Raw genomic sequence first — 21,937 nt, 5'->3', positions numbered from 1 at the left:
GTTTGCGTAGGCTACTCCTTTCCTGGAGTTTTATAACTTGATTTTACTGCTTTAATTGCGGCCAGACCTTTATCTAGGTCAAATTCAGGCAACATTACCATATCTTCCCAAGCCCCGGAGTCGGTCACTGCTTTTAATAATCCACTTGCAGCTTCAAGGCTTGGTAATTCCATAAGAGCTGCCATATCGTAATCGCCTTGCAGATACATCAAATCAAGGAGCTCTCCTCCCGCTGCTTTTGCGATTGATGCTGCGGCGTCTTTGCGGTTTGCGAAGTTGCTTTTCTCTAAACCTTCGAGCCCCTCTTCGCTGTACATTCCAATATACAAAACTCTCATTTTCCTATCTCCTACGTTGCAATTTCAGAATTGCATAAAAATTTCAAAATAACAAAAAATAAGTAAGACGAGGATGTTGTCCTTGGCTTACACCAGGTCGGCTTGTACTCACTAATTGAAGTATTGTTTGGGTCTGAAACTAGAAATTTTCCCGACAATCATGGTTTTTGACTTTAATGCCTTGATATATTCAACTGGTTGCGTTGCCACTGGTAGGTGGAAAATCGTTATTTTGGCTTGACGTGAACCTGACCCAGTGCGCTGATTGTCGTTGTATCAATGACGTTTTGCATGGATTTTTTTTGAGGTAAAAAATTGAGTATTTACTCCGGCATTTGGCCCGTTGCTCCCACACCTTTCAACGAAGATGGGAGCTTAGATCTTCATGGTATGAAGCGTGTTTTAGACTGTTTGATTGATCAAGGCGCCGATGGCATTTGTATTCTTGCCAATTTTTCAGAGCAATTTCTGATCTCTGACGCAGAGCGCGAGGAGTTAGCTCGACTTAGTGTCGAGCACGTCGCTGGACGTGTGCCCGTGATAGTGACGATTAGTCATTATGCAACTCAGATAGCTGTCCAGAGAGCTCAGTTTGCGAAGGACCTGGGAGCAGATGTGGTCATGATGATGCCGCCATATCACGGGGCACTGTTAAAAGGCACTCCTGAGCAAAGCTTTGAGCAATTTGCGGCTGTGGGCAAAGTGGGTATCGATATTATGGTGCAAGATGCGCCTTTGTCTGGCGTTGAACTCTCTGTCCCGCTCTTGGTTAAAATGGCAAAAGAAATAGAGGCAGTTAAGCTTTTCAAAATTGAATGCCCAAGAGCAGCAAACAAAATTCGAAGTTTGATTGAGCATGGTGGCGACGCAATAGAGGCCCCCTTCGACGGAGAAGAGGGTATTACGTTGTTAGCGGACCTTGATGCTGGTGCGACTGGTTCTATGACGAGTGGTATGATCGTGGACCAAATCAAGCCCGTAATTGTTAAGCATCTAGCCGGAGAAATTAAATCAGCTACAGACTGTTATGAACGCATTGCAATGGCAATAAATCATGAAAATCGCCAATGTGGCTGGCAAGCATGTAAAGTTGCGATGGTAGAAGGTGGTGTCATCAAATCGGATTTTTGTCGTCATCCAATCCCTCAACTTCACCCAAAGATTAAATCTCGATTGATAGATTTATTAAAGCCGTTAGATCCAGTAGTATTGCGATGGGGACGTTGAATATATCCAAGTGGTTTGCCCAGCTGCGAAGGCTTTATGCTATTAAAAATAGAGATCGGCATTACCGTCAGTGGGTGACCTAAAAAACGCCGTATTTTTTATAAGCGTCGACAGGGTCCATCCCGCTCATTAGAGCGGCCCGCATTTCTGTTTCTGTACTTGCTTTCTCTTCTGTTGCTTTGACGACATCTTCAGCAATCATGCGGGGGATAATAACTACTCCGTCAAGATCAGCGATTACGTAATCTCCCGAATTTATTGAGACACCACCGATCTCAATGGGTTCGCCCATAGTTTTTGCCACCCACCTTCCGACGATGTCCTTTGGCGTGTTGAAGCGACAAAAAGTCGGAAACTTATTTTCGAGTATAAATGACACGTCTCTTGTGGCCCCATCTACGATGTATCCCTTAACACCTTTGTTCTTAAGCACCTCAGAAGACAGCTCTCCCATTAATGCAACTTCGTAAGTGTTAGGTTGGCAGATTAGGACCTTCCCAGACGGTGCTTTTGATAGAACAGTCGACCAACTCAGCAGTGTTGAATGAGGATCCTGACCTACTTCATAATGCCCATCGATTGTGAAAATTTCGCCGGCTAGTTTCTGCCCAGGTATCAGGGCGCTGATACCATGGGGCAAAACACAATTGTCGTGCCCTAGCGCACGCAAAGCATCGTAAACTGCGCTTGAGTACAGTCGCTCCAAACGTGTTGTTAAGTCATGCATGCGTCGTTTCCTTTATCACGATATTCCGTTCCCAACACACGCGATAAACCTCAATCATGTCAATACAGCTAACAGGGTAAAAGAGATTGCGCGGTTTGGCGCCCCTAGATTGGGCGATGTACGTTATGTTGCAGCTTTGATCGGCAAGGGGGGAGAAATGGATATCATACTACGACCCTGAATGTTGCATTGCTCACGAAGACCGTAACTGCTCATATGCGTTTCCCTTGCTTAGATATCGGCAAGGAGAACGGGTTGACCCGTTTTCGCGGACTTTGTTGCCGCCTCGGCCATTGCAAGGGCCAAAACCCCATCGGCCAAGGTGACGGGCAGGGCGGCTCCTTCGGTGATCGCCGCAACAAAGGCCGACCATTCAGCCTTATAGGCCTGCATATAGCGTTCAAGGAAGAAATAGGTGGGCTTAGCCCCCGTTACGCCATGTATTCCCGATTTAACAACGGTATTTTCGAGCATATTTTGCGCTTGCAAAAGGCCTTTTGATCCAAGGAGTTCCACACGCTGATCATAGCCATAAACCGCGCGGCGCGAGTTTTTGATGACGGCCAATTCGCCACCTGCATAGCGCAAGGTCACAATCGCTGTGTCAAAATCACCTGCCGCGCCGATGTCCGAATCCACGATTGAGGAGGCCGTGGCACTGATCGAAACAGGGGCAGAGCCCATGATGAAATTCGCCATGTCAAAATCATGGATCATCATATCGCGGAAAATCCCGCCAGAAACTTTGATATATGCGACAGGCGGTGGAGCGGGGTCAAAAGAGGTGATCGACAGCAATTCCGCCTTGCCAATCTCGCCTGCCGTGAGCGCTTGTTTGAGCGCGCCAAAATTGGTGTCAAAGCGGCGGTTGAACCCGATCATCACAGGGCGGCCCGTGGCATCGACGACATTTTGGCAGGCGCGCGCGCGCTCAAGGCTCAGGTCAACGGGCTTTTCGCACAGTACGGCCTTGCCGGCGCGGGTGGCGGCCTCCATCAAATCGGAATGGGTATCGGTCGAGGTTGCAATCAGTACCGCTTCAATCTCGGGATCTGCGATGATCTCATCCGTGCTGCGCGCCACGGCGCCATATTGCGCCGCCAATTTTTCAGCTGCCTCAGGATAGAAATCCGATACAGCGGTCAATTCGCTTTGGGGGTGTGAGGTGATGGCCGTGGCATGAACGCCCGCGATGCGGCCTGCGCCGAGAAGTCCAACTTTCAACATGCTCTATACCTTTTCTTCGGGCCAAAACCCGTGGTGATGTGTCTCTCAACTGTTAGCGCCAAATGTGAGAATGCTTGCGCCCGCGTCAAGCGCCGAAGTGACGGGTCATCTCATCGGTGTCTGCAATGATGGAATTGATGGAGAAGCGTTTCATGTCAGGTCATTTTCCAAAGGGGTGAGCGTCCACGTGTCAGTCGAGAGGCGCATCATACGTTGCAAGGGCACCTGTCTATAGCTGAGGCCGATCAGCGCGGCAGGTGTCGACGTTGCGGCGCACAAGGCATCGACAAGGGAGATGCCGACATCTTCAACCATCACCTTCACCGCTCGGGTTAAGTCTAAATCCGCGCCTGCAAGCGTGCCATCGGCCAAGGTCAAAATCCCGTCTTTTCGGGTGATTTGCCGCCCGCATAAGTCAAATTCAGTAATGTCGCTGCCTGCCACCGCCATTGCATCGGTGACAAGGAATAGCCCACATGGCCCCTTTTTTGCGTCCCATGCCGCGCGTAAGGATTGTGGATGCACATGCAACCCATCCGCGATCACGCCTGCGCTGACGCTGCCCGTGCCCAAGGTCGCCCCGACCAAGCCAGGCGCACGGCTGTTGAGCTGGCTCATGGCATTGAACAAATGCGTTGTGGCCCGCACCCCCGCCTTAAAATAGCGCAGGCAGGTATCGTAATCTGCATCCGTGTGGCCCAAGGATAAAATGACGCCTGCGCGCGCCAATCGGGCCACTTGGTCTTCTGTGACGTTTTCAGGGGCTATCGTCAGTTTCAAACAGGGCAGGGATGCCGCCGCGGCAAGATAGACTGCCAGATCCTGCTCCGTCATCGGGCGTATCAGGCCGCCCGGATGCGCCCCTTTGCGCGCCAGTGACAGATGCGGCCCCTCAAGGTGCAAGCCCGCAATCCCATCGACCTGTGCCGCGACCGCATCTTGGGTGGCGGCGATGGCCGCACGGGTGACTTCGGGGGTATCGGTGATGAGGGTCGGCAAGAAGGCAGTGGTGCCCAAGCGGCGATGCGTCTTGGCCATGCGCCGCAAGCCGTCACAGTGAGGGGCAGAATTAAACAAGATCCCATCCCCGCCATTGACCTGCAAATCGACATAGCCCGCAAATAAAATATCGCCGCCCAGATCAATCTCTGCGGCCCCTTGCAGGTGGTAATCCGTGCCAAACGCCCCTGCAAAATCATCGCCGTCAAACTGCGCTGTGGCGGGGCTCGTCAGGGTGGCGCCATCAAAATAGCGGGCGTTGCGGATCAGGTGGTGTCGCGCGCTCATGCAACCCCCTCGCGCGCAAAATCCGAGGCAAGGGCGAGGGCACCTATAATGGGTGCGGCCGCAGGCGCGGTGATGCGGGCCTGTAAGGCAGGTGGCAAATAGGGGCGATACTGGCCCCCAAGCCCCCCTGTGAGGCAAAGATCTAGCCCCTCATGCCATCCCAAGTCCGTTAGGCTTTGCGTGATTTCTTGCGCCCCTGCCTGCATCAGGGCGAGGGCGAGAGGGTCATCTTGGGCGGCGGCGCTGCACACCAAGGGCGCAAGTGCCGCGATCTCATCAGGGCGGGCATGGGTGGCAAAGCGCACAATCCCTGCCGCTCCATCATATTGGGCGAGCAGGGATTGCGAAAAATCAGTGGTGCGCCGCCGCCCGTCCACGGTTTCTAGTGTGGCGCTGAGGGCCGCGCGCCCCAACCAATGGCCCGAGGCCTCATCCCCCAAAACATAGCCCCAACCGCCTGCGAATTTTTGCGTGCCGCCCAGTTGAACCCCCCAAAATGATCCTGTGCCACAATGGGCAATCGCGCCATCTTTTGCCCCAAGAGCGCCGCGCAGGGCAGGGGGGCGGTCATCGGTCACTTGGACATGAGAAAAGGGCAGCGCCTTGCGCAGGCGCGCGGCCATCTCTGGCCCACTCACCCCTGCAACCCCGATATAACAGGGGCAGGCGATAAGATCCGCAACGGGCATTTGCAATTTGGCACAAAGCGTCTCAACCCCGCCAAGGATCGTGTTCAATGCGCCCTCAAAATCACTCGACACATTGGCCGCGCCCATATCTACCAAGCTGTGATTTTCACAGCTGCCATAGGCGATGCGGCAATGCGTGCCGCCACCATCAATGGCCAGAACATTCGCACCAGGGACATTTTTCATAGTGTCTGCGATAGCATAGGATTTGCAACTCAAGAAAGCTTATTCCTGCTTCTACGTCAGTTTGGTCGACTATGCTGAAATAAGTAGCCCTGTCGCTATGGCCCACATGATGCCGCCAATGACTGCCTCCAGGATACGCCAAGCTTTGGCTGACTGAAAAATGGGCCGCGCTAGCCGTGCGCCGTAGCCAAGACTGAAGAAAAAGCAAAAAGAGGCCAGAATGGCTCCTGCTGCAAAAATGGGTTTCTGCTCAGTGAATTGGGCGGAAACAGCACCCAAAAGAACCATTGTGTCGAGATAAACATGCGGGTTGAGCCATGTGATGGCTAAACAGGCGGTCAGACTTGCCCAAAGACGTGTCGGCGGGGTTACGTCGCTGAGGTTGATTGCATCCGCGCCTGCAAATGCGGCTCGAAATCGCAGCGCGCCATAGCTGAAGAGAAAGAGCGCGCCGCCATAGGTTAGCGCAGGCGCAATCCAAGGCAGCGCTGCGGTCGCCCGCTCAAACCCGGCCACCCCAAGACTTATCAAAATCGCGTCGGACAGCGCACAGCTCAGGCAGACCCAAAACACATGTCGCGCCAATAGCCCCGTGCGCAGTACAAAAGCATTTTGTGCACCAATGGCCAAAATCAGCGAAAGGCTTGTAAAAAATCCAGTTATGAAGGCTGTGATGATCTAAATCCCTTCAAACCTATACCCTTCATTTGCGCGGGTGATGCGGCCAATCCCCCCATTGGGCAAGTGATAGCCGACTATCGTTATGTCGTCAGTAGCGCATTGATCCATGAGACTGGCGCGGGTCACAGCCCCGACTACCTCATCTTGATCTGATCCCGAAGCCCACCCAGGCTTCACGAAGCCGACATGATCATTGGTAACAACATCGCCAATGATCATGAGCTGTTGCGATCCTGAGGCAATTTCAAAGGCCATGTGACCAGGGCTATGGCCTGGCGTTAGTTTGGCGCGAAGGCCAGAAACAATTTCGACCCCATCACTGATCCGCGTGATCTGGTCGCCTAACATGCCGAGACGGCGCGAAGCCCCTGCGGCAAAGGTAGCACGGGCTTCGCCAATAGAATTAACGGTGCTGGGATCCATCCAATAGTCATATTCGATTTCGCCCATCATATGCTCGGCATTGAAGAATGTTGCCTCGTCAAAATCATCGAGCACGCCCCAAAGATGGTCGGGATGGCCATGGCTAAAAAGGACATGGGTGATGTCATCTGCTGCAATGTCTGCCGCATTCAGCGCATCAAGTAACTGCCCCGCAGTGTCTTGAAAAGCAAAGCCTGCGCCTGTGTCGATCAGGATTGTTGCATCGCCTTTGCGCAAAAGCGTGACATTACAAGGTGGCGTCAGCGGCGTGTTTCGATCTACGCCCGCCTCGGCCAAAATGGGGGCAAGGGCCGCGTCATCCATCGGGCCAAAGATGAAATCTGCGGGCAAGGTGAGGCTGCCATCTGAGAGGGTCATCACCTCAAAATCACCCATATTTAGCGTGGTCTGCGCCCATAGTTTGCGCGGCAGGGCAAGGCCTGACAGGGTGGCTGCAGCACTTGATAAGATCAAATTGCGTCTGGTGATTTGCATGGTCATTCCTCCCAAATTTCGGGAGAAGGATAGCCAAGCAAAACATATTCGAAAAGTCTAATATTTACGACTCGGCCTCGAAGCCAAGGATCAATTGGCGCAGGCCGACCCATGCCCCAAGCCAGATTGCTGCCGCGACAAGGGGGGCGGTGATAGAGAGGCTGGACATGGCTGATAGCCCCTGACCGATGCTGCATCCCGCGGCCAATACGGCGCCAAAGCCCATTAAAACTGCCCCAAACAATTGGCGCTTCAATTCACGCGGGTCTTCGCAGGCCTCCCACCGAAAGCCCCCTTTGATCAAGCTGCCTAAAAAACCGCCCGAGATCACGCCGATGACGGAGCCAATTCCAAATTTCGCGGCGATCCCTGAGGAGAACATCGCGTAATGGATGGTCTCACCGATAGATGCAGCGAAGGTTTGTGAGACAACAGGCCAAGCCTGCCAGCCGTTTTGCCCCACCCAATAGGTGCCGAAAAAGCCCCATGTCACCGCGACCCCAACCGCCATGCCCCAGAATGTGTTGCGCAAGAGCCGCGCCTTTGGGGTTTTGACAATAGCGATTAAAAACACAGTTAATCCAAAGGCCATTCCTAAAACCGAAGGGGCCACCAAATCGCCTGCAAGAAAGGCAAGGCTTGTTGGGGTGCCATGCGCAGGGGTAGCGTCAAAGAACAAGATCCGCAGCGGGGCCAGAATGCCCGATAGGGCGATCAGGGCTGCAACGCCCATGACCAAAGCAATGACCATCGCGCGCAAATCGCCACCACCAAAGCGGGCCAAGGCCGTAAAGCCGCAATTGCCCGCCTGCGCCATGCCATAGCCAAAAATCAGTCCGCCGATAATGGCGCCCGCTATTGTATAGCTGTTTTGCAGGTAAACCACGCGGCCCAAATCAAGATAGCCCAAATGATGCAACGCGTGGTTGAGGAAAATGGCGATGCCAAGTGCCGCAAGCCACAGGTAAACGCGGCCTGTGTTCTCACCATAATGGACATCTTCGATCATGCCTAAGGTGCAAAATCCCGCCAAACGCGCGGCAAGGCCCAAGATCAAACCACCTGTAAGGCCGATCAGCACAATGGCCAATGGCTCACCCAATACTTCGAGCACGTCCCCTCCCTTCCGCCGGAACAGGGGTGACCGATTTGCCCGATCTTACCCTTTGGCGCAGAACAACTCGTAAACCAGTTCGATGATCCGCGCTGCGCGGTCATCTGTCAAACGATAATATATTTGCTTTCCATCGCGCCGTGCGGTCACCAACCCCTCAAGACGCAGGCGCGCAAGCTGTTGAGACACAGCCGCCTGACGTTGCGATAAGAGCGTTTCAATCTCGGTCACAGATTTTTCACCGCGCGTTAATGCGCACAAGATCATCAAGCGGCCCTCATGACTGATTGCCTTGAGGAAATCGCTTGCAGCCTGTGCCTCGCAGCGCAGTTTTTCCCAATGAACTTTGTCCATCGGGACAGTGATGTCAGGCAATATTGTTGGCCTGTCTTCGTTAAGCATGGTCCATCCTGCCGAGATCGGGTGGGGCATCTCAATTTGAGCCAGGGTTTAGCTTAACCTGCAGCATCAATCAACTGGCCGAGCAAAAACCAAAAGAATTCTTCGCCTGGATAGCCTTCTATGCGACCTGTTTCCGCACCATCTTTGAGCAGAACAAACGTGGGTGTGTAAACCGCTCGCTGCGCAAGTGTTACGCTATCTGGCAGGGCATCATCAATATCCGCTTGACGCAAAGGGGCTGTTTGCCCCTCTGGGGTAATCGGAAATTCCGGGCCGATCTCGGCATGCCAGAGCGCGCAATACACACATCCCTCATCTTCAATCATCAGCAATTCCAAATTTTGTGCCGAGGCCACTGTGGTTGCGCACAACCCAAGCGCAAAAAACAGCATTGTTGTACGTGCAAAGATTGACTTGCCCAAATTTGTAAACGCAATATGAATATTTGAATATGAAACGATAGGAGGCGTCATGTTCGATGTAACTCTGGGCGGTGCCTTTGTTGCGGGACTGTTGTCGTTTCTATCGCCATGCATTTTGCCGATGGTGCCATTCTACCTTAGTTACCTTGCTGGTGTAAGCCTAAATCAGGTTGCCGAGGGCGGTGGCATCACGCGTGAAATCCGTCTGCGTGCGGTTCTTGCGGCGATGTTCTTTGCCGCGGGCATCGTGACGGTCTTTGTTGGGCTGGGGGCTTCGGCCTCGGTGTTTGGACAATTGCTGCGCGATTGGTTTGATATTCTGCGTTGGATTGCAGCCGCGCTGATTATTGCAATGGGTCTACATTTCCTCGGCGTGATCCGAATTGGCATCTTGTATCGCCAGTTTCGTGCAGAGGCGGGATCGGTCAGCAATATGTCATATGGCGGGGCTTATGTGATCGGTCTTGCCTTTGCCTTTGGGTGGACGCCTTGTGTGGGCCCTGTTTTGGCTGCGATTTTGTTCACCGCTGCTGGCACTGACACGGCCAGTCAAGGGGCCACATTGCTGTTGGCCTATGGTCTAGGCATGACCTTGCCCTTTGTTTTGGCGGCAGGATTTGTGGGGCCATTTATGCGCATGATGGGGCGGTTCCGCCGTCATTTGGGGCTGGTCGAAAAAATCATGGGCGCGCTTTTGATCATCTTTGGTGTGCTGATTGCGACCAATGCCCTCAATTACATTGGCCAATGGCTGATCGAGAATTTCGAGATTTTCCGCCAATTGGGTTAAGGCGGCAAAAGGGGAGGATGCGATATGAACCTAAGAACCATGATCGTTGCCGCAGGTCTTGCGCTGCTACCACTGTCGGTTGTGGCGGTGGAATTGGATGGCGATGGGCTGCACCGCGCCGATTGGATTATGGATACGTTCCGTGATCTGCGCGAGGATTTGGACGAGGCCAATGCGATGGGCAAGCGTCTGGTCGTGATGATCGAACAGCGCGGCTGCATCTACTGCACGCAGATGCACGAAGAGGTCTATGTGATCCCCGAAATTGAACAGATGCTCACCGATGATTTCTTTGTGGTGCGTGTCAATATGTATGGCAGCACCGAGATGGTTGATTTTGACGGCACCACGTTGTGGGAGGGCGATATGGTGCGGCGGTGGCGGGTGATGTTTACGCCCACAATCTTGTTTTTCCCCGAGGATGTGCCAGAAGGTGCCACTGCGCCTGATGCCGCGGTTGCGATGATCCCGGGCGCTTTTGGCCGGTGGACGACTTTCAATATGCTCAATTGGGTATTGGAAAAGGGCTATGAGAGCGAGGAGGGCTTTCAGGCTTATCATGCCCGCATGCTGCGTGATCAGCTGCCGCAATAGGAAATCTTTGGTTTCGCAACAGTATTAAGTACAAGCAATTTCAATGGCTTGCTTGGCAACTAATTCAAAAAACTAAATATGTTGTTGCAATCTAAGGGTGCACTTGGTTACCGTTGTATACAGAGGCGCATGAATCGCCCTAGGGAGGAAAAATGTTTACACGCCATATAATTTTGGCGGCTCTCTTAGGAGTGTCCGCAGGTGCAACACACGCTGAGGTTGTGTCACCCTCGGCCGTTGTGGCCAATGAATACGGAGAAATTGCCCAGTCATTGACCGGAATTGCGGGGGACCCTGCTCGCGGCCAAGAGGTTATGACCACTCGTGGGCTTGGGAACTGTATTGCATGCCATCAGGTAACTGCGTTGCAAGAATATCCATTCCACGGTGAAGTTGGCCCATCTCTGGATGGTGTTGGCGCACGCTGGGATGAGGCCGGGTTGCGAGGGATCGTAGCCAACGCCAAGGCAATGTTTCCTGAGTCAGTGATGCCAAGCTTCTATAAAATTGATGGCTATATACGGCCAGGAGATGCTTACACAGGAAAGGCTGCGGAAGGGGCTCTTGATCCTCTATTGGCAGCGCAAGATATCGAAGATGTGGTGGCCTATCTTTTGACCCTCACTGAATACTAAATTGAGCGTTTATGGGAGATAAATTCATGTCACTTACGCGCAGAAAGTTTGTTGGTACAACTGTTACCTCCGCTGCCGCTTTGACAGTGTTGCCTAATTTGTCATTAGCAGAAGGAGCTGGTGAAGCTATTTCCGCTTACACTGGCGGTGCAGCTACATCAGATACTGGCCTCACGCTTATAGCGCCTGAGATCGCAGAGAACGGTAATACGGTTCAAATCGAAGTGAGCGCACCTGGCGCTGAGGAGATCGTAATATTTGCCGATGGAAATCCAAACCCGAACGTAGCGACTTTTAAGTTTGGCCCGGCCGCAGGCTCGCAAGCTGCCACAACCCGTATTCGTCTTGCGGGTGAGCAAGACGTCATAGCCATCGCTAAGATGTCTGATGGGACCTTCGCGAAGGCTGTTTCTAATGTAAAGGTTACAATCGGTGGCTGCGGCGGCTGAGAAACGGAGATTAAAATGGCAGAGAATGTAACAGCACGTGTTCGTGCGCCTCGTGAGGCCTCGGTAGGCGAGGTTGTATCCGTACGCACGCTTATTAGCCATCCGATGGAAAGCGGTATGCGTCGAAATGGAGATGGTGAAGTAATACCACGCTCAATTATCAACCGATTTGTATGCACCCTAAACAATGAAGTGGTTGTCGATATTACTTTGGAACCATCGATATCTACAAATCCTTACCTCCAATTCGAAGCAAAGGTTACTGAGTCTGGAACCTTTAACTTCACTTGGTATGACGACGATGGATCGGTTTATGAAGAGAGTTCTGAGATTTCAGTAAGCTGATTATTGTCAGCACGAGGGAGGAAGCAACGAATGAACACTAAGTCCAAAATCGCGACTATCGCCGTTGCATTAGGGATGGCAGCATCATCGAGCATTTTGCATGCTGACGAAGATGCAGATCTCGTGGTGAATGGTGAAATCGAAATGGTGGTGCGAACCGCAGCGCCTGCTCATTTGGAGGGAGCAGTTTCCACCATTTACTCCGGCTGGGTATTCCGTGCTGATGAAACCCAAGCTATGCAAGCGGATGATTTTGACAACCCTGGGATGTTGTTTGTTGAAAACGGCGAACAGCTTTTCAACACGGCTATGGGTGCTGATGGGCAGAGCTGCGCTTCATGTCATCAATCTTCCGATTTGACGAATGTTCGTGCCACATATCCTAAATGGGATGCAGAGCACGGTGCAGTCCAAACAGTGGAAATGCAAGTCCGGGAATGCCAAACTGAACAAATGGGTATGGAAGAGCCTTGGGGTATTAATTCTGGTGATATGCTTGATATCACTGCGTTCATTGCATCCGTTGGACGCGGTCAAATAGTCGACGTGGCAATCGACGGCCCTGCCCATGAAACTTGGGAGTTAGGACGTGAAATATACTATACACGGTTTGGGCAGCTGGAATTAAGTTGTGCTAATTGCCATGAAGAAAATTATGGAAATCGTATTCGTGCCGATCACCTAAGTCAGGGCCAGATTAATGGTTTTCCGACGTATCGTTTGAAGAATGCGAGACTTAATGGTGTCCAAAACCGTTTCCGTGGGTGTGTACGTGATACACGCGCAGAAACCTATGCGATCGGCAGTGATGAATTTGTTGCGCTGGAACTTTACGTTGCATCGCGTGGCAATGGTCTGACAGTCGAGGGGCCGTCGGTTCGAAACTGATTTACTGTTTGCCCGCCTCAGGCATCCTGAGGCGGGCATTTTGTATCTAAATATATGCAATTTTTAGAATGTGAGTGACAGAACATGATCGCACGCCGTCATTTCCTTCAAGCTGCTTTGGCCACGACTGCGCTTTATGGCGCATCGGGCTTTGGCAATTGGGCCAAACTTGCCGCGCAACAAGCTCTGACACAGGAAGATCTGATTGGCACAGGCGGGGCAGGGAATGTCACCTTGGTGCATATCACTGACATTCATGCGCAAACCCAACCGATTTATTTCCGCGAGCCCGAGTTCAACTTGGGCGTAGGCTCTGCCTTGGGGCAGGTTCCGCATTTGACGGGCGCGGATTTTCGCGCGGCCTATGGCATCTCTCAGGGCAGTCATCTGGATTATGCGCTGACCTATAGTGACTTCGCGGCCCTTGCCCAAGGTTATGGCCGCATGGGCGGGCTTGACCGCATCGCGACTGTGGTCAACGCCATTCGCGCCGAACGGCCTGATGCGATTGTCTTGGACGGGGGCGATACATGGCAGGGGTCTTTGCCCGCTTTGCGCACCAATGGCCAAGATATGGTGGATCTTTTCAACGCGCTTGGCGTGGATGCCATGACCTCGCATTGGGAATTCACGCTGGGCTCTGACCGCGTGCATGAGATTGTCGAAAATTCGCTGCAACCTGCCTTCTTGGGCGCGAATATTTTTGACGCTGAATGGGATGAACCCGTTTTTGACGATTACAAATTGTTCGAGCGCGGCGGCACCATGGTTGCGGTGATTGGGCAAGCCTTCCCTTATATGCCAATCGCCAATCCAGGTTGGATGTTCCCTGAATATAGTTTCGGGCTGCGCCGTGAACGCATCGCCGAAGTGGTCGAGGAGGTGCGCGGCCTTGGTGCTGAGGTGGTCGTTCTACTGTCTCACAATGGCTTTGACACAGACCGCCAATTCGCCCGCGATATACCTGGAATTGATGTGATCCTGACAGGTCACACCCATGATGCGCTGCCTGACGCCGTTCAGGTGGGCAATACATTCCTCATCGCCTCGGGCAGTCATGGCAAATTCGTCAGCCGCGTTGATTTGGACGTGCGCGATGGCGCGCTGCAAGGCCTGACACATCGGTTGATCCCGATTTTCTCAGATGTGATTGCGCCTGATCCTGACATGGCGGCCTTGATTGCGCAGACCCGCGCGCCCTTTGAGGCCGAGATGGGCGAGGTGATCGGCACCGCGGGGTCGCTATTGTATCGCCGCGGTAACTTTAACGGCACATGGGATGATGTGATCTGTAACGCCCTGATCAGTCAACGGGACGCACAGATCGCCCTATCCCCCGGTTTCCGTTGGGGGCCAAGCGTGCTGCCGGGTCAAGAGATCAAGCGCGAAGATATCTATAACGCGACCGCCATGAGCTATCCGCAGGCCTATCGCACTGAGATGACCGGCGAATTCCTAAAAGTTGTGATGGAAGATGTGGCCGATAACATTTTTAACCCAGACCCCTATTACCAACAGGGCGGCGATATGGTTCGCGTGGGCGGTATGGGATATCGGATTGATGTCAACGCGCCAGCGGGCAGCCGTATTTCCGAGATGACCCTGCTCGAAACAGGCGAACGCATCGACCCTGCTGCCTCCTATGTCGTGGCGGGTTGGGCCAGCGTGAATGAAGGAACCGAAGGGCCTGCGATTTGGGATGTGGTCGAAGACCATATCCGTGCGCAAGGCACCGTCACAGTTAACCCCAACACCAGCGTGGATGTTGTTGCGGGCTAAGCCTCGCCCGCTTTGATTATTGAAGGAGCTGACATGGCTAAAGACGATGGTTTCACCCCTTCGCGGCGGCAATTCCTGAAAGGGGCCGCAGTTACAGGTGGCGCTCTTGCTGCAGGCAAGGTTTACGCGCAGGCGGCCCCCGATCCATTGATCACGGAAATGCAGCCTTGGACACAGTATCTCGGGCCCGGCGTGGATGCCGCGCCCTATGGTATGCCATCCCCGCATGAGGCCCATGTGGTGCGCCGCAATGTGCCATGGCTGACCGCCGATAGCGTGTCATCGGTCAATTTCACGCCGCTGCATGAGCTTGATGGGATCATCACCCCCAATGGCCTGTGCTTTGAGCGCCATCACGGCGGGGTGGCCGAAATCGCCCCCGAAGATCATCGCCTGATGATCAACGGTTTGGTCGATAATCCGCTTGTCTTTACCATGCAGGACATCATGCGCTTCCCGCGTGAGAACCGCGTTTATTTCCTCGAATGCGCGGCCAATTCAGGGATGGAATGGCGTGGCGCGCAGTTGAACGGGTGCCAATTCACCCATGGGATGATCCATAACGTGGTCTATACAGGCGTGCCCTTGCGCCTGCTGCTTGAAGAGGCAGGGGTGAAAACAAATGGCACATGGATCCTGCCAGAAGGGGCGGATGCCTCGGGCATGACCCGTTCCATCCCTATGGAAAAGGCGCTTGATGATTGTCTTGTCGCCTTCAAGATGAACGGCGAGGCACTGCGCCCTGAACAGGGCTATCCGCTGCGTCTTGTCGTGCCGGGTTGGGAAGGGAATATGTGGGTGAAATGGTTGCGCCGCATCGAAGTGGGCGATCAACCATGGCATCACCGCGAGGAAACCTCGAAATATACTGACCTTCTCGAAAATGGTCAGGCGCGGCGCTTTACATGGGAGATGGATGCAAAATCTGTCATCACCAACCCAAGCCCCCAGGCCCCCATCACCCATGGGACTGGCCCAACTGTTTTGACGGGGGTAGCTTGGTCGGGTCGCGGCACAATTCCGCGTGTTGATGTGACGCTGGATGGTGGCATTAATTGGCACCAAGCGCGCATGTCAGGGCCATCCTTAGACAAGTCCATGCATCGCTTCTATTTCGAATTTGATTGGGATGGGCGGCCCTTGCTGTTGCAAAGCCGGGCCCATGACAGCACGGGCTATGTGCAGCCCACCAAGGAAATGCTGCGCCATGTGCGCGGCGAGAACTCCATCTACCACAATAACGGGATCCAGACTTGGGCGGTGGATGAAAACGGCAATGCGGAAAATGTGGAGGTTGGATAAGATGAATAAGGTAATCAGTCTTTCCGCAGCCCTGTTGATGGGGGGCGCAACCTTTGCGCTTGCTGAGAATGCGGCCCCCTCTCGGGATGGCGGCTATGGTTTGGGTCGCACCGCTTTGCCCGAAGAAATCGCGGCATGGGATATTGATGTGCGCCCCGATGGTCTGGGCCTGCCCGTTGGGTCGGGTGATGTGTTCACGGGCGAAGAATTATGGATTGATAATTGCTCGGCTTGCCATGGTGACTTTGGCGAGGCCCGTGGCCGTTGGCCCGTGATTGCAGGTGGTTTTGGCACTTTGCAAGGCGAAGACCCCAACAAGACAGTCGGGTCATATTGGCCTTATCTGTCGACTGTGTGGGATTATGTCCACCGCGCGATGCCCTATGGTAATGCTCAGAGCCTCAGCAATGATGAGGTCTACGCGATTGTGGCCTATATCATGTATTCCAACGATCTCGTGGATGACGATTTCGAATTGTCGAATGACAATTTCCTCGAGGTGCGTTTGCCCAATGAAGAGAATTTCTTCATGGATGACCGCGCCGAGGTGGAATTGCCCATGTTCAGCGAAGCGGTCTGTATGGAAAACTGCGCAGAGAGTGTCGAGATCACGGCACGCGCGGCGGTTTTGGATGTAACCCCAGAAACCGAGGGCGATGCCGCCGCCGCTGAGGTGGTTGAGGTTGCCGCCGCCGCCGAAGAGGCCGCGCCCGCAGATACAGGCCCAAGCCCAGAATTGATTGCCGCAGGTGAGGAAGCCTTCCGCGCCTGTCGCTCTTGCCACCAAGTGGGCGAGGGCGCGCGCAATGGTGCGGGGCCGCAGCTTAACGGCATCTATATGGCGACCGCGGCCCATGCCGAAGGGTTCCGCTATTCCCCTGCCTTTGAACAGGCCCGCGCCGATGGTCTGGTGTGGGATGATGAGGCACTGACTGCCTATCTGATGGATCCGCGCGGATATCTTCCAAATAACCGCATGGCCTTCCGTGGATTGCGGGATGCGGCAGATGCCGAGGCCATTATCGCCTATCTGCGCACCGAAGGTGGGGAGTAGGCGATGGGGAAACAAGGGCTCTTTGCCTTTGCTTTGATGTCTTGGGCAATGCAATCCTCCCCCGCAATGCCCGAGGGTGACCCGGCTGCGGGGCAGGCGGCGTTTCGCCCCTGCGCCGCATGTCACATGATTGGGGATGGTGCAATCAATCGCGTGGGCCCGCATCTGGATGGTTTGATGGGTCGCCCCGTTGGGGGGCTTTCGGATTACCGCTATTCTGATACGCTGACCGAGGCGGGCAATGAGGGCGAGCTTTGGACAGAAGACCGCCTCAACCGCTTTCTTGAAGATCCTCAAGGGTACTATCGTGGCACTCGTATGGTGTTTCGCGGGATCAGCGACCCCGACAGCCGTGCAGATTTGGTAGCCTATATCGTAGCGGAGGCGGGTAATTATGACAGTACGGCCACTCCAACAAGCACAGAGGATGTGCCCCCAGAAATCGCAGCGATTTTGGCGATTGAGGGCGATTATGCCTATGGTGAGTATCTGTCATCAGAATGCACCGCCTGTCATGCGGCGCAATCGGGCGGCGATATTCCGTCAATTGTTGGCCTTGCGCCCTCAACATTCGTACATTCGCTAATGAGCTACAAAATTGGTCAGCGTGAGCATCAAGTAATGGCCATGATTGCCAATAGGTTGGGAGATGAAGAGATCGCTGCTCTGGCAGCATACTTTACGACCATTGAATAGTAATGTTCAACTAAACCGGTGACCAAAAGGGAGGAATTTGGAATGCCACTTGATAGAAGACAGTTTCTAGGTAGCGCAGCTGCGGTTTCTGCTACTTTGGCTACGCCGATGCTCGCTCGAGCGCAAGCTGCACCCAACGTTGTTGTGATTGGTGGTGGTGCAGGTGGTGCCACAGCTGCTCGCTACATTGCGAATGGCAGCCAGGGCGCTATTAACGTGACATTGGTTGAGCCAACTCGCAGTTACTACACCTGCTTTTTCTCGAATTTGTACTTAGGTGGGTTCAGAGAAATTGATAGCCTAGGCCACAGTTACGGCACTTTGGCTGCCGATTATGGAATCAATGTCGTACATGATTGGGCAGTAGATGTAGATCGACAGGCGAAAACGGTAACACTTGCCGGTGGTGCATCGCTTAGTTACGACCGTTTGGTATTGAGCCCTGGCATCGATTTCATTGAAGACAGTGTCCCAGGTTGGTCCTTAGCGTCTCAAAACGCTATGCCTCATGCCTACAAAGCGGGCAGCCAAACCGAGCTATTGAAGGCTCAACTGGCCAACATGCGCGAAGGCGGCGTATTTGCAATGGTAGCGCCACCCAACCCATACCGCTGCCCTCCAGGGCCATACGAGCGTGTTTCAATGGTCGCTCATATGCTCAAGGAAACAAATCCAACAGCTAAGATCTTGATCGTCGACCCAAAAGAAACGTTTTCAAAACAGGGTTTGTTCGAAGACGGTTGGCAACGCCACTACAATGGCATGATCGAACGCATTGGCCCAGATTTTGGGGGGGCAAATGTAGCCGTCGATCCAAGCGCGATGACTGTTTCAATTGATGGCCAAGTGCAACAAGTTGACGTTTGCAACGTGATACCTGCGATGCGTGCGGGCCGGATCGCGGAAATAGCGGGTGTTACTGATGGTAACTGGGCGCCTGTCTCAGCATATAATTTAGCATCTAGAATTGATGAAAATGTTCATGTTCTGGGAGATGCTGCTGCACAGGGTGATATGCCGAAGTCAGGTTTTTCTGCCAACAGCCAGGCTAAAGTTTGTGCCAATTCTATTGTCGCTGATCTTGCAGGCGGCCGAGCGTTCCCCGCACGTTTTGCGAATACCTGCTGGTCTCTGATTGATACAAATGATGGTATCAAAGTTGGTGCAACCTACGAAGCGACCGATGAAAAAATCGCAAAAATTGACGGGTTCGTTAGCCAAGTGGATGAGGACGCTGCAACCCGCGAGGCTACCTATCGGGAAAGCCTTGGTTGGTATGACGCGATTACTGAAGATATGTTTGGCACTGCCTGACATAACACCACCAGAAGGGCAGGGGCGTAGAGCGCCCCTGCCTGCAATTTGTTAAAGGACTACGGCCTATGTCGTGCTGCACCGCCCCCCGTCTCTTTGTTGGTCTTATGACTGGCCTTGTCGCAGCTCTGGCTGCACAACAGGCCTGCGCGCAAGAAGCGGTGTTTTTCGAGTATGACGGCAGTTTCGAAGATGCTACCTTTGCGGTGGAGAACACCATTATCGGGCGAGGCTTGGTCATTGATTATCGCTCATATACGGGCGATATGCTGAACCGCACCGCCGCTGATATCGGCAGCGATGTGGTGATTTTTGATCAGGCAGATATTTTCTTATTTTGCTCCGCCGCTGTGTCGCGCCGCGTGATGGAGGCGGATCCCACGAATATCGCGCATTGCCCCTATAATATCTTTGTCACTTCAAAGGATGGTGTCGTGCAAATTGGTCACCGCACCTATCCCGATGGGCCAATGCAAGAGGTCGAGGCATTGTTGGACGCGATCATCCTAGAGGCGCGCGACCAATGAGCGCCTATGATTACGATAAATTTTTTGCGACCAAAATCGACAGGCTGCGCAGCGAAGGCAATTACCGCTATTTCGCGGATATTGAACGCAAGCGGGGCGCTTTTCCCCATGCCCAAAACCACCACAAGGGCGGCACGCGAGACATCACGGTGTGGTGTTCAAATGATTACTTAGGTATGGGTCAACACCCCGATGTGATTGCCGCGATGCAAGACGCGCTTGAGCGTACGGGCGCGGGTGCGGGCGGCACGCGCAATATCTCGGGCACAACCCACGCCCATGTCGCGCTTGAGGCGGAATTAGCCGATCTGCACGGCAAACAGGCCGCGCTGTTGTTCACCTCAGGCTATGTGTCAAATTGGGCGGCCCTTGGGACATTGGCAGCGCAGATACCTGATTGTGTTGTTCTGTCAGATGCAGGCAATCATGCCTCAATGATTGAAGGCATCCGTCATTCGCGCGCGCAAAAGATCATATGGGCGCATAATGATTTGGCAGATCTTGAGGCGAAATTGGCGGCCCTGCCGTTGGAGCAGCCCAAATTAATCGCCTTTGAATCAGTTTATTCGATGGATGGTGATGTTGCCCCCATTGCCGCGATTTGTGATTTGGCAGATCGCTATGGCGCGATGACCTATCTCGACGAGGTGCATGCCGTGGGTCTTTACGGGCCAAGAGGCGGCGGGATTGCTGAAGCGCTGGGGTTGATGGATCGTCTGACCGTGATTGAGGGCACGCTTGGCAAGGCCTATGGCGTGATGGGGGGCTATATTGCCGCCAGCGCCGCACTAGTCGATTTTATACGCAGTTTTGCCAGTGGCTTTATCTTTACCACCGCTTTGCCGCCCGCGGTTGCGGCTGGGGCCTGCGCCGCTGTACGCCACCTTAAAACAAGCCAGACGGAACGCGCGGCTCATCAGGAGCGGGTATCAGACTTGCGCGTGCGCCTGGATGCAGCGGGCATTCCCCATCTTGCCAATGACAGTCATATCATTCCCGTCATGGTTGGTGATCCTGTGAAATGCCGCTATATCTCAGACAGGCTCTTGGATGAGCATGGCATCTATATCCAGCCGATCAACTATCCTACAGTCCCCAAAGGCACAGAGCGCCTGCGCATCACCCCAAGCCCTGTTCACGACGCAGATGCGATGAATCATTTGGTCAAGGCCCTGTCTGATCTTTGGGCGGAGTGTAAATTAGCGCAAACCGCGCGCGCCGCGCAATAGATTGACATAGATCATCGAGGCAGGGCAAAACTGCCCCGCTATGAATTAATTTACTTAATCATGTTGCATCTGTGGGCGCACCAAAGCCCGATAGATATCTTCCATCTTCACCTTGCCGATGATCTTGGTGGAATCGTTTGGGTCAGAGACGGCAAAGGTGCCATCAATGCGGCCCTTATGGGCGTTGATGACCGCCTCTAGCGTATCATCACCCTGCACGACATCACCGCAGCCGCGCTTTGTCTTGGCGGGGCTCATGATGGATTTCACCTTCAAAACGCGGGCGCGGTTGATGTCTTGGATGAATTCCTCAATGTAGCGTGCAGCGGGGCGCAGCAATATCTCCTGCGGGTCGCCCTGCTGTACGATATAGCCGTCTTTCAAAACTACCAAGTGATCGGCCAGTTTCAACGCCTCGTCCAAATCATGGGTGATGAAGATGATGGTCTTGTGCAGGTCACGTTGCAATTCCAACAGCAAATCTTGCATCGAGGTGCGGATCAGCGGGTCAAGCGCGGAAAATGCCTCGTCCATCAGCATCACATCGGCGTTTGAGGTTAAAGCGCGGGCCAGACCGACGCGCTGCTGCATCCCGCCTGAAAGCTGGCTTGGATAGCTGTCTTCCATCTCTTCAAGACCCACACGGGCCAACCATTTGCGCGCCTCATCCTCGGCTTGTTTGATATTCTCGCCGCGCGCCTCGGGCGCAAGGATTGTATTGGCCAATACGGTGCGGTGGGGCAAAAGCGCGAATTTCTGGAACACCATCGACATAGACCGCCGCCGCAAATTGCGCAGCGCCTCCTCATCCATGGCCAAAACATCTGTGCCATCGAGAAAGATCTGCCCTGAGGTCGGTTCGATCAATCGGTTGAGATGGCGGATCAGCGTGGATTTGCCAGAGCCAGACAGGCCCATCACCACGGTAATTTTCCCCTCGCGCATGTCCACGTTGATATTATTCAACGCCAGAACATGCCCCGTTTCCTGCATGAAGGCGGATTTGTCGATGCCATCATACACCTTGTCCTGCACGGCGCGCGGATTGTGGCCGTAGATTTTGAATAGGTTTTGCACCGAGATTTTCACGTCACCCAAAGCCATGGTTTCTTAGTCC

Annotated in this window: 25 protein-coding genes; 14 read left to right on the top strand and 11 right to left on the bottom strand. The window is 53.6% G+C overall.

Annotated features, from left to right (window positions below; genetic code table 11):
• Positions 1-11: 11 nt before the first annotated feature.
• Positions 12-338, bottom strand: coding sequence for a GYD domain-containing protein (locus AAC636_RS12225; RefSeq protein ID WP_340301705.1), 327 nt, complete (start codon positions 336-338; stop codon positions 12-14).
• A gap of 315 nt (positions 339-653) precedes the next feature.
• On the opposite strand from AAC636_RS12225, the gene AAC636_RS12220 reads away from it, so the two are divergent.
• Positions 654-1,565 (top strand): dihydrodipicolinate synthase family protein, encoded by a 912-nt coding sequence (locus tag AAC636_RS12220; protein ID WP_340299124.1) that lies wholly within the window; start codon positions 654-656, stop codon positions 1,563-1,565.
• 79 nt (positions 1,566-1,644) lie between these two features.
• On the opposite strand, the gene AAC636_RS12215 is transcribed toward AAC636_RS12220, so the two are convergent.
• The 9 genes from AAC636_RS12215 to AAC636_RS12175 form a co-directional block, all read right to left on the bottom strand.
• A complete protein-coding gene (locus AAC636_RS12215; RefSeq protein WP_340260314.1) occupies positions 1,645-2,292 on the bottom strand; it encodes an RraA family protein in 648 nt (215 codons plus the stop codon).
• 231 nt (positions 2,293-2,523) lie between these two features.
• Complete coding sequence (iolG, locus tag AAC636_RS12210) at positions 2,524-3,519, bottom strand: inositol 2-dehydrogenase (protein ID WP_340301704.1); 996 nt, start codon at positions 3,517-3,519, stop codon at positions 2,524-2,526.
• Positions 3,520-3,669: 150 nt separating this feature from the next.
• Entirely contained in the window at positions 3,670-4,806 is a 1,137-nt protein-coding gene (gene nagA / locus AAC636_RS12205) for an N-acetylglucosamine-6-phosphate deacetylase (protein WP_340301703.1), read from the bottom strand.
• Positions 4,803-5,681, bottom strand: coding sequence for a BadF/BadG/BcrA/BcrD ATPase family protein (locus tag AAC636_RS12200; RefSeq protein ID WP_340301702.1), 879 nt, complete (start codon positions 5,679-5,681; stop codon positions 4,803-4,805). The genes nagA and AAC636_RS12200 overlap by 4 nt, the downstream gene beginning before the upstream one ends.
• Positions 5,682-5,750: 69 nt before the next feature.
• The gene (locus AAC636_RS12195) at positions 5,751-6,311 is read right to left on the bottom strand and encodes a LysE/ArgO family amino acid transporter (protein ID WP_340301701.1); all 561 of its coding nucleotides are present in this window, start codon (positions 6,309-6,311) and stop codon (positions 5,751-5,753) included.
• Positions 6,312-6,359: 48 nt separating this feature from the next.
• Positions 6,360-7,280, bottom strand: a complete 921-nt coding sequence (locus AAC636_RS12190) for an MBL fold metallo-hydrolase (protein ID WP_340301700.1) — start codon at positions 7,278-7,280, stop codon at positions 6,360-6,362.
• Positions 7,281-7,344: 64 nt separating this feature from the next.
• Positions 7,345-8,394 (bottom strand): YeeE/YedE family protein, encoded by a 1,050-nt coding sequence (locus tag AAC636_RS12185; RefSeq protein ID WP_340301699.1) that lies wholly within the window; start codon positions 8,392-8,394, stop codon positions 7,345-7,347.
• A 45-nt stretch (positions 8,395-8,439) separates the two neighbouring features.
• Positions 8,440-8,748: an ArsR/SmtB family transcription factor gene (locus AAC636_RS12180; protein ID WP_340256499.1), complete on the bottom strand. Its 309-nt coding sequence runs from the start codon at positions 8,746-8,748 to the stop codon at positions 8,440-8,442.
• A gap of 101 nt (positions 8,749-8,849) precedes the next feature.
• Positions 8,850-9,188, bottom strand: a complete 339-nt coding sequence (locus AAC636_RS12175; RefSeq protein WP_340299117.1) for a hypothetical protein — start codon at positions 9,186-9,188, stop codon at positions 8,850-8,852.
• Positions 9,189-9,267: 79 nt separating this feature from the next.
• Here AAC636_RS12175 and AAC636_RS12170 point away from each other — a divergent pair, with 79 nt between their 5' ends.
• From AAC636_RS12170 to hemA, 13 genes are all read left to right on the top strand, one after another.
• On the top strand, positions 9,268-10,008 hold the full coding sequence (locus tag AAC636_RS12170) for a cytochrome c biogenesis CcdA family protein (RefSeq protein ID WP_340260322.1): 741 nt from the start codon (positions 9,268-9,270) through the stop codon (positions 10,006-10,008).
• 24 nt (positions 10,009-10,032) lie between these two features.
• Positions 10,033-10,602, top strand: coding sequence for a SoxW family protein (locus tag AAC636_RS12165; protein WP_340301698.1), 570 nt, complete (start codon positions 10,033-10,035; stop codon positions 10,600-10,602).
• A gap of 152 nt (positions 10,603-10,754) precedes the next feature.
• Positions 10,755-11,237: a sulfur oxidation c-type cytochrome SoxX gene (soxX, locus tag AAC636_RS12160; RefSeq protein WP_340301697.1), complete on the top strand. Its 483-nt coding sequence runs from the start codon at positions 10,755-10,757 to the stop codon at positions 11,235-11,237.
• Between the two features lie 26 nt (positions 11,238-11,263).
• Positions 11,264-11,686 (top strand): thiosulfate oxidation carrier protein SoxY, encoded by a 423-nt coding sequence (gene soxY, locus AAC636_RS12155; protein WP_340256502.1) that lies wholly within the window; start codon positions 11,264-11,266, stop codon positions 11,684-11,686.
• Positions 11,687-11,701: 15 nt separating this feature from the next.
• On the top strand, positions 11,702-12,031 hold the full coding sequence (soxZ, locus tag AAC636_RS12150) for a thiosulfate oxidation carrier complex protein SoxZ (RefSeq protein WP_340260324.1): 330 nt from the start codon (positions 11,702-11,704) through the stop codon (positions 12,029-12,031).
• Positions 12,032-12,061: 30 nt separating this feature from the next.
• The gene (gene soxA / locus AAC636_RS12145) at positions 12,062-12,919 is read left to right on the top strand and encodes a sulfur oxidation c-type cytochrome SoxA (protein WP_445322579.1); all 858 of its coding nucleotides are present in this window, start codon (positions 12,062-12,064) and stop codon (positions 12,917-12,919) included.
• An 84-nt stretch (positions 12,920-13,003) separates the two neighbouring features.
• The gene (soxB, locus tag AAC636_RS12140) at positions 13,004-14,698 is read left to right on the top strand and encodes a thiosulfohydrolase SoxB (protein ID WP_340299113.1); all 1,695 of its coding nucleotides are present in this window, start codon (positions 13,004-13,006) and stop codon (positions 14,696-14,698) included.
• Between the two features lie 33 nt (positions 14,699-14,731).
• Positions 14,732-16,000, top strand: coding sequence for a sulfite dehydrogenase (gene soxC / locus AAC636_RS12135; RefSeq protein WP_340255816.1), 1,269 nt, complete (start codon positions 14,732-14,734; stop codon positions 15,998-16,000).
• A 1-nt stretch (position 16,001) separates the two neighbouring features.
• On the top strand, positions 16,002-17,054 hold the full coding sequence (locus AAC636_RS12130) for a c-type cytochrome (protein WP_340301696.1): 1,053 nt from the start codon (positions 16,002-16,004) through the stop codon (positions 17,052-17,054).
• Positions 17,055-17,057: 3 nt separating this feature from the next.
• Complete coding sequence (locus tag AAC636_RS12125; RefSeq protein ID WP_340301695.1) at positions 17,058-17,750, top strand: c-type cytochrome; 693 nt, start codon at positions 17,058-17,060, stop codon at positions 17,748-17,750.
• Between the two features lie 42 nt (positions 17,751-17,792).
• On the top strand, positions 17,793-19,064 hold the full coding sequence (locus tag AAC636_RS12120; RefSeq protein ID WP_340301694.1) for an NAD(P)/FAD-dependent oxidoreductase: 1,272 nt from the start codon (positions 17,793-17,795) through the stop codon (positions 19,062-19,064).
• 107 nt (positions 19,065-19,171) lie between these two features.
• Positions 19,172-19,591, top strand: a complete 420-nt coding sequence (locus AAC636_RS12115; RefSeq protein ID WP_340301737.1) for a DUF302 domain-containing protein — start codon at positions 19,172-19,174, stop codon at positions 19,589-19,591.
• Positions 19,588-20,820 carry a 5-aminolevulinate synthase gene (gene hemA / locus AAC636_RS12110; RefSeq protein WP_340260330.1) on the top strand — a complete coding sequence of 411 codons (1,233 nt, stop codon included), beginning with the start codon at positions 19,588-19,590 and terminating at the stop codon, positions 20,818-20,820. Before AAC636_RS12115 ends, hemA begins: the two co-directional genes overlap by 4 nt.
• Before the next feature lie 54 nt (positions 20,821-20,874).
• Here the strand turns inward: hemA and AAC636_RS12105 are convergent, their stop codons facing one another.
• Positions 20,875-21,924, bottom strand: a complete 1,050-nt coding sequence (locus tag AAC636_RS12105) for a quaternary amine ABC transporter ATP-binding protein (RefSeq protein ID WP_340301693.1) — start codon at positions 21,922-21,924, stop codon at positions 20,875-20,877.
• Between the last annotated feature and the right edge of the window lie 13 nt (positions 21,925-21,937).

It is taken from the genome of Roseobacter sp. HKCCD5988 (assembly GCF_037830355.1).
Taxonomy (GTDB): Bacteria; Pseudomonadota; Alphaproteobacteria; order Rhodobacterales; family Rhodobacteraceae; genus M30B80.
The sequence above is the reverse complement of the archived record's forward strand: the minus strand, read 5'-3'. Positions and strand labels throughout refer to the sequence as shown.